General features: G+C 65.5%; 11 protein-coding genes. 5 read left to right on the forward strand and 6 right to left on the reverse strand.

Translation table 11 applies throughout. The annotated features are described in order from the left end of the window. The first annotated feature begins 56 nt into the window (after positions 1 to 56). From trpB to K9B37_RS14555, 5 genes are all read left to right on the forward strand, one after another. Positions 57 to 1,241, forward strand: coding sequence for a tryptophan synthase subunit beta (gene trpB, locus K9B37_RS14535; protein WP_224314145.1), 1,185 nt, complete (start codon positions 57 to 59; stop codon positions 1,239 to 1,241). Further along, entirely contained in the window at positions 1,238 to 1,585 is a 348-nt protein-coding gene (locus K9B37_RS14540) for a hypothetical protein (protein ID WP_224313961.1), read from the forward strand. The genes trpB and K9B37_RS14540 overlap by 4 nt, the downstream gene beginning before the upstream one ends. 5 nt (positions 1,586 to 1,590) lie before the next feature. After that, entirely contained in the window at positions 1,591 to 2,430 is an 840-nt protein-coding gene (gene trpA / locus K9B37_RS14545) for a tryptophan synthase subunit alpha (protein ID WP_224313963.1), read from the forward strand. Between the two features lie 163 nt (positions 2,431 to 2,593). After that, the gene (gene accD, locus K9B37_RS14550; protein ID WP_224313964.1) at positions 2,594 to 3,454 is read left to right on the forward strand and encodes an acetyl-CoA carboxylase, carboxyltransferase subunit beta; all 861 of its coding nucleotides are present in this window, start codon (positions 2,594 to 2,596) and stop codon (positions 3,452 to 3,454) included. Between the two features lie 17 nt (positions 3,455 to 3,471). After that, the gene (locus K9B37_RS14555) at positions 3,472 to 4,797 is read left to right on the forward strand and encodes a bifunctional folylpolyglutamate synthase/dihydrofolate synthase (RefSeq protein ID WP_224313966.1); all 1,326 of its coding nucleotides are present in this window, start codon (positions 3,472 to 3,474) and stop codon (positions 4,795 to 4,797) included. Between the two features lie 47 nt (positions 4,798 to 4,844). On the opposite strand, the gene tolA is transcribed toward K9B37_RS14555, so the two are convergent. The 6 genes from tolA to K9B37_RS14585 form a co-directional block, all read right to left on the reverse strand. Next, positions 4,845 to 5,201, reverse strand: a complete 357-nt coding sequence (gene tolA, locus K9B37_RS14560; protein ID WP_224313968.1) for a cell envelope integrity protein TolA — start codon at positions 5,199 to 5,201, stop codon at positions 4,845 to 4,847. A gap of 15 nt (positions 5,202 to 5,216) precedes the next feature. Then, positions 5,217 to 5,549 carry a hypothetical protein gene (locus tag K9B37_RS14565; RefSeq protein WP_224313969.1) on the reverse strand — a complete coding sequence of 111 codons (333 nt, stop codon included), beginning with the start codon at positions 5,547 to 5,549 and terminating at the stop codon, positions 5,217 to 5,219. A gap of 133 nt (positions 5,550 to 5,682) precedes the next feature. After that, entirely contained in the window at positions 5,683 to 6,003 is a 321-nt protein-coding gene (gene trxA, locus K9B37_RS14570; protein WP_224313971.1) for a thioredoxin, read from the reverse strand. Positions 6,004 to 6,115: 112 nt separating this feature from the next. Continuing rightward, a complete protein-coding gene (gene addA / locus K9B37_RS14575; protein ID WP_224313973.1) occupies positions 6,116 to 9,553 on the reverse strand; it encodes a double-strand break repair helicase AddA in 3,438 nt (1,145 codons plus the stop codon). Further along, a complete protein-coding gene (gene addB / locus K9B37_RS14580) occupies positions 9,550 to 12,795 on the reverse strand; it encodes a double-strand break repair protein AddB (protein WP_224313975.1) in 3,246 nt (1,081 codons plus the stop codon). The genes addA and addB overlap by 4 nt, the downstream gene beginning before the upstream one ends. A gap of 9 nt (positions 12,796 to 12,804) precedes the next feature. Next, positions 12,805 to 13,539, reverse strand: coding sequence for a nucleotidyltransferase family protein (locus K9B37_RS14585; protein WP_224313977.1), 735 nt, complete (start codon positions 13,537 to 13,539; stop codon positions 12,805 to 12,807). Positions 13,540 to 13,543: the final 4 nt, after the last annotated feature.

Consider the following 13,543-nt stretch of genomic DNA (forward strand, 5'->3'; position numbering starts at 1 on the left):
CTCAGGCGCAACCCAATTCCTTCCGCACCGGGCCGGACGAGCGCGGTCATTTCGGTATGTTCGGCGGCCGTTTCGTGGCCGAGACGCTGATGCCGCTCATCCTCGACCTGGAGAAGGCCTATAACGAGGCCAAGGCCGATCCGGCCTTCCATGCCGAGATGGCGTCGATGATGACCCATTACATCGGCCGCCCGAGCCCGCTCTATTTCGCCGAGCGCATGACCGAACATCTTCGTGAGGTTTCGATGGCCGCCGGCCTATCGGGCGGCGCGAAGGTGTACTTCAAGCGCGAAGAGCTGAACCACACCGGCGCGCACAAGGTGAACAACGTGCTGGGCCAGATCCTTCTCGCCCGCCGCATGGGCAAGAAGCGCATCATCGCCGAGACCGGCGCCGGCCAGCACGGGGTCGCGACCGCCACGCTGTGCGCCCGCTACGGGCTGGAATGCATCGTCTATATGGGCGCCGTCGACGTGGAGCGGCAGAAGCCCAACGTCTTCCGCATGAACATGCTGGGCGCCAAGGTGGTGCCGGTGCAGTCCGGCACGAAGACCCTCAAGGACGCCATGAACGAGGCCCTGCGCGACTGGGTCACCAACGTCGCCGACACCTTCTACTGCATCGGCACGGTGGCCGGTCCGCATCCTTATCCGGCCATGGTGCGCGACTTCCAGTGCGTCATCGGCAACGAGACCCGCGAGCAGATGCAGCAGGCGGAAGGGCGCCTGCCGGATTCGCTCATCGCCTGCGTCGGCGGCGGCTCCAACGCCATCGGCCTGTTTCACCCCTTCCTCGATGACCGAGGCGTGGAAATCTACGGCGTCGAAGCGGCGGGCCACGGGCTCGACAAGCTGCATGCGGCCTCGCTGACGGGCGGGCGCCCGGGGGTCCTGCACGGCAACCGCACCTATCTCCTGATGAACGAGGACGGGCAGATCCAGGACGCCCACTCGATTTCGGCGGGTCTCGACTATCCCGGCATCGGTCCGGAGCACTCCTGGCTGCACGATGTGGGCCGGGTGAACTACATTTCCGCAACCGACCAGGAGGCGCTCGACGCCTTCCAGCTCTGCTCGCGGCTCGAGGGCATCTTGCCGGCGCTGGAATCGAGCCACGCGCTCGCCAAGGTGATCGAACTCGCGCCGAAAAAGCCCAAGGACCACCTGATGGTCGTCAACATCAGCGGCCGCGGCGACAAGGACGTTCCTCAGATCGCGGATATCCTTGGGGTGAAGCTTTGAGCCGGGTCGTGATTGCCTTCGGCTTTCTGTCCCTGGGAGCAGGAGCCTGCCTCGCGGCAACCCTGAAGCCCGTTGAAAATAAGGGACTGTCGGTCGAGAGAGCCATTCACAGAAGTTCCGGTTCGGAAAAAGTCCTGAGCACCAAGATTTTCCTGCAACTCATGAACCCGAACGATACGAGCGTGGATGTCCGCAATGTGCGGTGCGAGTTCCATGATGGCGACAAGCTCGTTAAGCAATTCTCCATTGCGCGGCTCACGGTGAAGCCGGGCGAGAACAAGTACGAGGCTCCGCAAACGGTTGACGGTTCGTTCAACCGAGCTCTCTGCAAGTTAGGCAAGTAACTCTGATGACCAAGCGCATCGAAGCCCGTTTCGAGAAATGCCGCGCGGAAGGCCGCGCCGCCCTCGTCACCTACATCATGGCGGGGGACCCGGATCCCGAGACCTCGCTGCAGATCCTGCAACAGCTGCCGAAGGCCGGCGCCGACATTGTCGAATTCGGCCTGCCCTTCACGGATCCGATGGCCGACGGCCCGTCGATCCAGGCAGCCGGCCTGCGGGCCCTGAAGGTGGGGCAGGATACGATCAAGACCCTGGAGCTCGTCCGGCGCTTCCGGGCCGAGGACGCCGACACGCCCGTGATCCTCATGGGCTATTTCAATCCAATCTATGTCTATGGCGTCGACCGGTTCCTGACTGATGCCAAGGCGGCGGGTGTCGATGGGCTGATCGTGGTCGATCTGCCGCCTGAGGAAGACGACGAACTCTGCCTGCCTGCCCTGAAGGCGGGCCTCGCCTTCATCCGCCTCGCGACCCCGACCACGGATGACCAGCGTCTGCCGACGGTGCTCGCCAACACGGCCGGGTTCGTTTATTACGTTTCCATCACCGGCATCACCGGCGCGGCGACCCCCGATTTCGGCAAGGTCGCCACGGCGGTGGAGCGGATCAAGCGCCACACGCCTCTACCCGTGGTGGTGGGCTTCGGCGTGAAGAACGGCGCCCATGCGGCGGCGGTGGCGAAGGGCGCGGACGGCGTCGTGGTCGGCACGGCGCTGATCGATGCCCTGAAGGGCACGCTCGATGCCGAAGGGCGCGCCACCTCGCGCACGGTCGATGCCGTCACCACATTGGTGAAGGACTTGAGCGAAGGCGTGCGCTCGGTGGCGAAGCGCGCGGCGGCGTAAAATCACGAGCATCCTCGTCCTGAGGAGCCGCGAAGCGGCGTCTCGAAGGATCAGGATGCGCTTCCAGCGGGCACCGAGGACGCCCTCGTCCTTCGAGACGGACCTGACGGTCCTCCTCAGGATGTGGGCTCTGGCAGGCCGCTGACAGGAAGGATTACGAATCATGAACTGGATTTCCGAAGTCGTCCGTCCGAAGATCAAGACGCTCTTCAAGCGCGAGACGCCGGACAATCTCTGGATCAAGTGCCCGGATACGGGGCAGGTGGTGTTCCACAAGGACGTGGAAGCGAACCAATGGGTTATTCCCGGTTCGAACCATCACATGCGCATCTCGGCGACCCAGCGCCTGGGCCTGATGTTCGATGGCGGCACCTGGCTCGACGTGGCCCTTCCGGAAGCTCCTGTCGATCCGCTCAAGTTCCGCGACGAGAAGCGCTATGTGGACCGCCTGAAGGACGCCCGCGCCAAGACCGGCCAGCAGGATGCCTTCAAGGTCGGTTTCGGCCGCGTCGAAGATGTGCCGATGACCATCGCGGTCCAGGATTTCGGCTTCATGGGCGGCTCGCTCGGCATGGCGGCCGGTGAGGCCTTCGTGAAGGGAGCCGAGACCGCTCTCGAGAAGAAGACGCCTTACATTCTCTTCGCCGGTTCCGGCGGTGCCCGCATGCAGGAGGGCATCCTGTCCCTCATGCAGTTGCCGCGCACCACGGTGGCGGTGCGGCGCCTGCGCGACGCGCGCCTGCCCTACATCGTCGTGCTGACGAACCCCACCACGGGTGGCGTGACGGCTTCCTATGCCATGCTCGGCGACGTGCATCTGGCAGAGCCTGGCGCGCTCATCGGCTTTGCCGGTCCGCGGGTGATCGAACAGACGATCCGCGAGAAGCTTCCCGACGGCTTCCAGCGTGCCGAGTACCTGAGGGACCACGGCATGGTCGACATGGTCATTCACCGGCATGAGGTGAAGCCTACCGTCGCTCGGCTCGCGCGCCTTTTCACCAAGGCTCCGGCCAAGGCTGCCTAACGGAGAAGAGCAGGGTGATGGATTCCTCGGATGCGCTGATCGCGCGCTTTCTCGCCCTGCACCCGAAGACCATCGATCTGTCGCTCGGGCGCATTCAGCAGCTTCTCGCGCAGCTGGGCCATCCCGAGCGGCGATTGCCGCCGGTGATCCATGTCGCCGGCACCAACGGCAAGGGCTCCACCATTGCGTTCATGCGGGCGATCCTGGAGAGCGCCGGCCTTGCGGTCCATGTCTATACCTCGCCTCATCTGGTGCGCTTCCACGAGCGCATCCGCCTCGGCCGCCTCGGTGGCGGGCGCTATGTGGAGGAGGATCGTCTCGTCGAGGCCTTGCGCCGCTGCGAGAAGGTGAACGCGGGCGCGCCGATCACCGTCTTCGAAATTACCACCGCCGCGGCGCTCCTGCTCTTCTCGGAGGAACCTGCGGACGTGCTGCTGCTGGAGGTGGGTCTTGGTGGCCGCTTTGACGCCACGAACGTCATCGACGCTCCGGCGGCTGCGGTCGTCACCTCCATCGGTCACGACCATGCGGAATATCTCGGCACGACTCTCGAAGGCATCGCCCGCGAGAAGGCCGGCATCTTCAAGCGCGGCTGCCCCGCCGTCATCGCCGCTCAGGACTATGTGGCGGCGGACGAGACGCTGCGCGAAGAGGCCGAGCGGGTCGGCGCATCGCCTATCATGGTCGGTGCGCAGGATTTCTCGGTTCACGAGGAGCGCGGGCGTCTCGTCTACCAGGACGAGAAGGGGCTGCTCGACTTGCCGCGCCCAAAACTCGTCGGACGTCACCAGTTCATCAATGCCGGCACGGCGATCGCGGCCCTTCGGGTGGCCGGCTTCGACCAGTTCGAGACCGCAGCCTTCGAGGCCGGTTTGACCCGCGCCGAATGGCCGGGCCGCCTGCAGCGGCTCTCCAAGGGCCGTCTGCCGGAGATCGCACCGGAAGGCTGCGAACTCTGGCTCGATGGCGGCCACAATGCCGATGGCGGCCGGGTGCTCGCCGCCGCCATGGCGGACCGGAGCGAAAGCTCAGATGCGCCCCTGGTGCTCATCGCCGGCATGCTCGGCACCAAGGATTCGGAAGCCTTCTTCCACAATTTCCTCGGTCTCGCCCGCGAGGTGATCGCCGTTCCGATTCCCGGCCAGATCGCCGCTCGGCCGGCCGAGGAGGTGGCGAGCATCGCCGCGAGCGTCGGCCTCACAGTCTCGACGAAGGCCAGCGTCGAAGCGGCACTGGCCTCACTGCATAACTATGTCTGGGATCGTCCGCCCCGGATCCTGATCTGCGGCTCGCTTTATCTGGCGGGCGAAGTACTAGCGGCGAACGGCACGTTGCCGGAATAGGGCGCGGATCACCGGCGCCCTCGGCCCATCAAGGAGCGCTTCGCCTGTCACTGCGATGTTTCGAACTCAATCTGCAGTCGTTTCCACTGATCGTAGGAGGAGCGGAACTCGGCTCCGAACTGAAACGGCGAACAGCGCTGAATGGAGCGGATGGCGGCCTTGGCGGTGGCCGTATCTGGCGCTTGCCCGATAACCTTCACTGGACCCGCAAGGGAACCGTCGCGCCTCAGACGAATCTCCAGACGGACCCTGGCTGATGAGGCGCCGATCGGCGCCATGTAGCAGCGGGAGATCTGGTCGCGCAAGCTGCGCAAGAACGCGTCCCGATGCTCAAAAGCCATGGCCTGGGCCGGTATCGATCCGAGGAGTATCAGCGACGCGAGGGCCGGCACGAAGCGGATCATGACATCCTCAAAAAATCACCGGATGCCGGCTCCGATCATGGCGCCCATCATGCCGGCATTGGCAGTACGCCGCTGCTGCTCGCGGGCCTCAAGGACTTGGGCCCGATAAAGCTGATTCCCTTCATCGAGGCTGATCTGGCCGGTATCGACCCGCCTGGCGAGTTCGAGGCGCTTATTCTTCAGGTCCGCCGAGAGGGATGTTTCCGCCGCGTTCAGACATACGACCTTTTCGGCATTGGTCTTGAAAGTCTGCGCATTGCAGGCGGCAACCTGTTCCCGCTGCTGCTGTGTCACACAAGCCGTCAGGAACAAGGGCAGGACAGCGGCGAGGACGATGGTTCGGATCATAGGTATCTCTCCCTATGACAAGGCTTAGCATGCAGGTCCGGACCCCGCCATGGCCTCGTGAAACGCAAGCTTGCCGGAGGCGATACGAAAAAGGGGCCCGAAGGCCCCTTTCATATTCCGTGGAATGGAGGGATCAGGCCGAGGCCTGGATCCACTTGGCGAGATCACCCTTCGGAGCGGCGCCGATCTTCTGGGCCACCACCTTGCCGTCCTTGAACATCATCAGGGCCGGGATCGACCGGATGCCGAGCTGGGAGGAGATCTGGGGATTCTCGTCCACGTTGAGCTTTGCGATCTTCACCTTGCCGGCCATCTCGTTGGAGATTTCCTCCAGGGCCGGGCCGATCATACGGCAGGGGCCGCACCACTCGGCCCAGAAGTCGACCACGACGGGCTCGGAGGAATTCAGGACGTCCTGCGAGAAGCTCGCGTCGGTTACCTTCACGGTCGCCATACCATCACCTTTGTCAATTTCAGTGCGACTCAGTCGCGAGCCGCTCAACGATTCCATCAAGGTAAGAACGGCCCAAGAGGGAATCAAGCAACGGCACCGCATCGGCCACCGGTCATGCAGCCACAATGGTTAGTACTTGGTTCATCTCCGCCTCCAACATCTCGTGGATAACGGGTCCTGCCGTCCAGACCAGAAAGGCCCGTATGGTCTTGTCCGGATAGATCTCCTGCAGGAGCCGCCGGTACAGGGCGAGCTGGGCCACGTAGGAGCGCGGTGGTGCTTGGCCAGGCCGGGGCGGGCGCGCCGTGGTCTTGAAATCCGCCACCAGAACTTCCCGGTCGAGAATGGCCAGGCGATCGATCTGGCCCGACACCATGAGCGGCCCGTCCGGCGTGACGATCTGGCCCGCGATCGGCGCTTCCGCACGAGAGCCCGGGCCGAAGAGAGGGCCGATTGCCGCGTGATCGAGGACGCCGAGGGCCTGGACGACGATGGCCTCGCGGAGGTCCTCCGGCAGGCGCGGTGCACGGGCTTTCACATAGGCGCGCGCCATCGTTTCCCGGTGGTTCTGCGGCAGGGCGGGGAGACGCTCCAGGAGCGTGTGGATCAGGGTGCCGCGCAGCCGTGCTTCCGGCGCATAGGGGCCATCCCCCGGGCGCGTCATGCGATCCGCTGCTCCGAGGGCACTCGACGGGCGGATCGGTGGCAGGGGTTCCGGCTCCGGATCGGCGATCCGGAGCAACCAGTCCGGAAGCTCCGCAGAAACCAGCGCAGCGGCCTCGTCGCGATCCCTGGCGGCACCCGCCGCCCCATCCTGCCACAGGATCAGGGGTTCGAACGGGGCCGCCGGCAGTTCCTTGCCGTGATGGGCGGAGAGCCAGCCACGTCGGACCATCTCGCACCAAGCTTCCTGGGGCGAATCCTTGTGGCTTGTCTGATAGGGAGCAATGACGAGCCGGTCCTTGGCGCGGGTCATCGCCACGTAGAGAAGCCGGTTGTGCTCTTCGAGCCCCTTGGCTCTCAGAGCATCGCGCGCCGCTCCGGTGGCCTTGCAATCGGAATTCCTGGCAGGCGCCCAGACCGGCACGGCATCGCCACGGAAGGTCGGCAGCTGGAGCAGAGGCGGATCGCGGCCGAGCACGTCGCAGCCGTCGATGAGGATCACCACAGGCGCCTCGAGGCCCTTGGCCCCGTGCACGGTCATCACCCGCACCTCGTTGTTGGTGGAATCGAGGTCGCGCTTGATGGTGTGAGAGGCGGATTCGAACCGGTTCAGGAACACCGTGAGGGAGGGCGTTTCGGTCTGCTCCGACTGGTGAGCGGCACACAGGAAGGCATCGATGGCATCGCCTGCTTCGCTGCCAAGCCGCGCGACGAGTTTCGCGCGCCCATGCATTGGCCCGAGCAGCGTGGCGAAGAAGCCGAAGGGCCCGTGCACGCGGGCAAGGCCGCGCCAGGCCCCGAGCGCGTCGAGGCTGATCAAAGCTGCCTTGTCGCCGGCCTGTGCGTGGCGTCCGAGGGCCGCGAACAGGGATTCGCTCTCGGATCGATCAGCGGCGATGCGGATCAGATCGTCGTCCGTCAGCCCGACCAGGGGCGACTTGAGTGCGGTGGCGAGCGTGAGGTCGTCGTCCGGCAGCAGGGCGGCACGGCCGGCCGCGACGAGATCGAGCACGGCAATGTGCTCGCCGATATTGAGCCGGTCGGCACCGGCCACCGGCACGTCGGCTTCCTTGAGGGCGCGGATCACCGCCTCGAATGCCGCGCCGCGTTTACGCACCAGGACCAGGATGTCGCCTGCCGACCAGTGCCGACCCTGCGCGTCGCCTTTGGTGGTCCAGGTCTGGACGGCCTTCGCGATGCGCTTGGCGACCATGACCGGAGGCGCGTGCTGCTCCTGCGCGTCGAGAGGCAGGACCCAGGCTTCCGGTTCCTCTTCCTCCGCCGGCGTCTCGGTCGGCCAGAGCTCCACGAGCCCGGGCGCATGTGGCCGCGCGGTTTCGTGAACCGTGCCGATGGCCTGATCCTCGAAGGACAGGCCCTTGAAGTTTTCCGCTACCGAGAAGGTAGAGTCGACGGCCGTGAGCACCGCCTTCGTCGAGCGGAACGACACAGTCAGGCGCACGTCCTCGAAGCTCAGCTCGGCATCCGCAACCTTGCGCGCCCACGCCTGTCGGCTCGCCTCGAATTCCTGCGGCGCCGCGCCTTGGAAGCCATAGATCGACTGTTTCGGATCACCCACGGCGAAGAGCGTGCGGATCCGCTGGCCGCGCGCGCCATGCCCGGCAGTGAAATCCTCCGTGACCCTGCGCAGGATCTCCCATTGCTCGGGATTGGTGTCCTGCGCCTCGTCGACCAGCACATGGTCGATGCCGCGATCGAGCTTGTAGAGGATCCAGCCCGCATCGTGCCGGGTGAGCAGCGTCAGCGTTTTCTCGATGAGATCCTGGAAGTCGAGCGCGCCATAGCGCGCTTTCGCGCGCTCCACGCGCGCGCCGATCTCAGCGGCCAGCGTGAACAGCGCCGTCGTGCGCTCCAGCGCACGCGCTGCCCTGCGCTTGTCGTCGAGTCGTGCGAGGCGCTCCTGCTCCTCTAGCATTCGCTCAAGGAGGGCGACATCGACATCCTTCGTGAGGAAGGCCGACCCTTTCGCCTTCGTGCCGTCCTTGTTGAAGAACACCGACAGGTAGCGCTGCAGCTTGTCGTCATGGGCGTTTGCGAGAGCCGCCTGTGACAGAAACTCTCCGCGCTTCTGGTCGGTCTTCTTGCCTCTGAGCAACTCCTGAGCGATTCCGGGCCATTCGGAGGGTGCCAGACCGTCTTCGAGCATGCACCGTTCGATCGTGACGAGATCCTCGTCGGTGCCAAGACCGAGCGCCGCGCGCACGCGTATAAGGCCCGCGGCGAGTCCTCCGTCGTGGTGCAGGAAACTCTTGCAGCGCAAAGCCCCGTTGAGGGCGTTTGCCAAGGCATCGCCGGCCGCTTCCGTGCCCACAACGGCGAGCGCATCGTTCAGTTCGGGATAATTTCCGCTCGCCGCATCGGCGAGCACGTTTGCGGTCTCCTGCGCCAGCATTTCGTCGGTCTGGCTCTCATCGAGCACGGCAAATCGGGCTGGCACGTTCGCCTCGAACGGCACGAGATGGAGAAGCCGCTCGCAGAAGGCGTGGATCGTATCGATCTTGAGGCCGCCCGGCGTCTCAACGGCCCGTGCGAACAGCGTGCGCGCGAGGCGCAACTGTTCGCGGCTGGGGCGCTGACCTTCGAGTTCCGTCAATTCGGCTATCAGGCTCTCGTCGTCGAGCGTTACCCACTTGCCGAGGCGTTCGAACACACGGATCGCCATGTTGGCGGCGGCAGCCTTCGTGAAGGTGAGGCACAGGATCCGCCCCGGCGGAGAGCCCGCGAGGAGAAGGCGCACCACACGATCCGTCAGTACCTTCGTCTTGCCGGCACCCGCATTGGCAGACACCCAGGCCGACGCGCGCGGATCTGCGGCGCGGCGCTGCGCCTCCCTAGTGTGTTCCGGAACGACGAGGTCGAGGCTCATTCGAAGCCCTCCCCGCCGCCATTGCTGGCGAGCGACCATTCCTTCACGCGGGCGAGGTGGTCGTATTCGGAGAAGCGCCGCGCGTACTTCGGGAAGGGGCGCGACACATAGGGTGTCTCGCCGGTCGCGTAACGGGCGATCATGCCCTCGAAGCGGCGGCGATGTTCTTCCACGATCTCGGCGACGCTGCGCGTCTCGTCACGTCCGGGCTTGATCTCGCGCGGATCGAGCGGCGTGCGCCCGCCCGTGGTGTGGACATAGACGAGCTCCGGCGTTTCCTTCGCAAGCGGAAGGCCCTTGAAGGCGCCACGCATCAGCATCATGGCTTCGAGCGTGAGCTGAGGCGAAAATCCCGCATAGACCTCGCGCACGCCCGGAGGCTGACCGGTCTTGAAATCGATGATCGTGAAGCCGCCGTCACGTCGATGTTCGATGCGGTCGGCGCGGGCGCGCAAGATGAACGTCGAGCCATCGGCCAGCGGGATCGGCAGCGCGCCGGACCGTTCCGGATAAATCTCGACGAGATCGGGTCGGCGAGTCCGCTCCCACTCCACGAAAGCGGTGGCAAGCCGCGTGAAACGCGGCCACCATTCCGCATAGAGCTCCGGAAAGGCCTCTTCCACGGCACCGAACGCCTCGGCTCCGCGCCCGAGCAGATCTTCGAGAGCAAGCTCCGGCAGGGCGCGCGGATGGTCCTTCGCGAAAGTGCCGAGAATCTCGTGGATGATCGTGCCGCGGTCGGCGGCGGTGGGCGTGACCGCAATCGCATCCAGGGCGTCGAGCTTGAGGATGTGGCGGGCGAAGATCGAATAGGGATCGCGCACCAGCGTCTCGATTTCAGTGACGCTCAGGCTGCGTGGGAAAAGCGAGGGATCGGGTTTCGGCCGCGGACGCGCAAGAGGCGCGCTGGGTGCAGGCATGTCGAGACTGCGCGCGAGGTGGCGATAGCGTTCGCCCGCGCGAACCATCCCCTCCCAGGCGCCCTTGCCGGTGAATGCCTTCAGGCGCTGGAGAAATCGCGAGGGCACCATCGGCGAGCCATCGCGTTTCTGCGCGCGTGTGATGATCGCATCGCGCGTGCCGAGGGCTTGCACGAAGTCGTGCGCCGTCTGGCCGATCCGACGTTCGGGTGGCGCAAGGCCGATGCGCGCGCGCATGGGGCGATTGAGAAACGAGTCTGTCACCGTGCGAGGCGGCCAAGTGCCCTCGTCGAGTCCGCCCAGCACGACGCGATCGACCGAGAGCAGGCGCGCTTCGAGCAGGCCGAAGATCTTCAGACGTTTATGGGTCGCGCGGGGCGAAGGGCTCAAGGTCTGTTGTCTGGCGAGTGTGGTGAAGAACGCGGGATAGTCGGCGAACCGCCCCTGCAGGGGATGATCTTCCTCCTTGCGGATCTCGGAATATTGTAGATCGTCGAAGAGTGCTTCCAGCGCCTCCATGGAAGACTCGCGATCTTCCCGCTCCGCCTCGTCCGCTGGCCTGTCCGCGAGGGCAGCGACCGTGCGGCGGTGGTCTTCCGTCAATCCCATGAGATCGAGAATGTCCTCACCGCGACGGGCTGGCGTGAAATCACCGAAGGCGACTTCCAGGCGCTGAAGAAGCGCGTCGGCGAGATCCCATTCTTCCAGCGTCAGGCGCTTACGCGGACGGGGCGTGCGATGGTCCGGCTCCGCGCGGTTTTGCGCCAGCGCGGCGCGCATGCCATCGAAGCCAGGCGCTGGCGCCGGACCGCGCAGGACGCCGATTTCGAGCACGCTCGCCGCACGGTCCACGGTCTCGCGCGGCCATCCCAGGCGCACCAGCGGATGGGCGAGGAGCGCCAGAACCGCAAGTGGTTGCACATCGTCCGCTGCCGCATCTGCGGCGAGGCGGGCGAGGCGGCCAGCGGGCGTGTCGGACAAGGGAATGCCGGCGGAATCTTCCACGGCGATGCCCCATCGCGCCAACTCCGCCGCGACACGCGTTGCAAGGGCGCGATCGGGCGTGACGAGGGCCGCCGTGCGGCCCGGCTCCGTGAGGGTTTCGCGCAGGGCCACCGCGATGGCGAAGGCTTCCTCCCGTTCGTCGGCGGCTTCGATGACCGTGAGGCCCGCACAGCCTGCATCCGCCAGTGCGAGCCGTTCGTCGGTCGGAATCTGCACCCAGCGATCCGTCGTCGCCGCGGGCCGCAGGGCTTCGGACAGGAGCCGATTGCGGGCCCGTGCGGTTTCCGGCAGCGTTCCAAGCATGGTGATGCCGGCTCGCGGCACGCGCAGGTGTTGATCGACCAGGCGCCGCAGGGAGGCCTGCGGATGGCTGTGCACCGGATCCGTCTCGCTGTCGGCAATGTCGCCGATCGACGCCCAGCTCTCCTCGTCGAGATCCGTGTCGAGACCCGGCAGGACGACCGCGCCTCGCGGCAGGCGCGCGATCGCGGCGATCAGCGAGGCGGTGGCTGGAATCGAGCCTGTCGAGCCGGCGACGATCATCGGCGTGTCGGGGCGGTCGCGCAGGAGCCGTCGGGCTTCAGCCGCGATCAGGGCGCCACGACGCGCCGCCGGGTCGCTCGCCTGCCGCTCGGCCAGGATGCGCGGCCAGTTTTCGCTCACGATCTGCACGAAGTTGCGGGTGATACGGAAATACTCCGAATAATCCGCGTCAACGGCCCCTTCGAGAGCATGCCAGTCGATCCCTTCCGTGGTGAAGGCATCCATCAGGGTTTCGAGGTCGCCTGCGAGGCTGACCGCGTCGGCGGGCGATCCCGGAACCAGGAACGGCATGTCGGGGCCGAGCTGCAGCAGGGTCCGGTCGACCTCCGCCGACCAGCGCTGGATGAGACGCGTGAGAATGAGGCGTCGTTCCAGCGGCGGGATCGGCGGCTTCAAGGACGCGACTTCGGCGAGCGGCGTGCCTTCGAGACCGGTCAGTTCGAACTCGGCCTCTTCCGCTTCTCCGAGCGGCACGATGCGCGGCAAAAGCTGTGCCCGTCCGCCACCGCGTTCAGCCAGCAGCGCCACGAGGGCACGCGTCGCGCGTCGCGTCGGGACGTAAAGCGTGACATCGGCGAGCGCCGCCGGATCGTCCGGGAGTGGTCCGACGAGACGCCCATCCATCAATGCATCGACGAGGGTCGGAAGAAACGGGCAGCCGGTCGGAACGGTAAAGACGTGTTTCGACGGATCGGGAGCGCGCACGGTTCGGTCGGAAAAGAGATCGTCGCCCTGCGGCGATACAGATCCTCGATTCCGGTGCGTGCTCGACATCCTGAGTCCTCACCGCGTGCGGGCGGCAAGGCACTCTTCCGCCTCGGCAATGGCCTGAGGCTCACCAACATGCAGCCACTGGCCGTCGAGGCGCAACCCGTGGAGCCGCCCTCTCGCAATGGCGCGATCGTAGAAAAAGTTCGCGGAGAACGGCCCTTCAGGCGTGTCCGTGACGAGTTCCGGCTTCACGATGGCGACGCCTGCGTAGACGAAAGGCACGGATTCGTCCCCTTTGCGGCGCTGCAGACGTCCGTCCGGATTCATGCTGAAATCGCCGCGCCCCTCATACCCAATGCTTGTGGATAACGGCGCGACGAGCATCAGCACATCCATCGTTTCCGGATTCCAGGCCGCGACGAGACGCGAAAGATTCGGCTGCGATCCTTCGGTCCAGATGGAATCCGAGTTGAATGTGATGAAGGGCGCGTTCCCTAAGAGCGGCAGTGCCTTCTTCACGCCGCCGCCGGTCTCCAGCACCGCATCGCGTTCGTCGGAAATGACGATGTGCGGCAATTTGCGTGTGCGTAAGTGGGTTTCGAGCATGTCGGCGAAGTGATGAACGTTCACGACGACTTTGCCGATGCCTGCCTCGTGCAGCTTGTCGAGAGCAAAATCGATCAGCGTCCGGCCGCCGACCCGGACCAAAGGCTTCGGCATCGTTGCCGTGATCGGCAGCATGCGTTTGCCGAGGCCGGCAGCAAGGACGATGGCGGTGGTGGGGGCAGCGTGTGAAACGTCGGGCAAGGAG

It is taken from the genome of Microvirga puerhi (assembly GCF_020089865.1).
Classification (GTDB): Bacteria; Pseudomonadota; Alphaproteobacteria; order Rhizobiales; family Beijerinckiaceae; genus Microvirga; species Microvirga puerhi.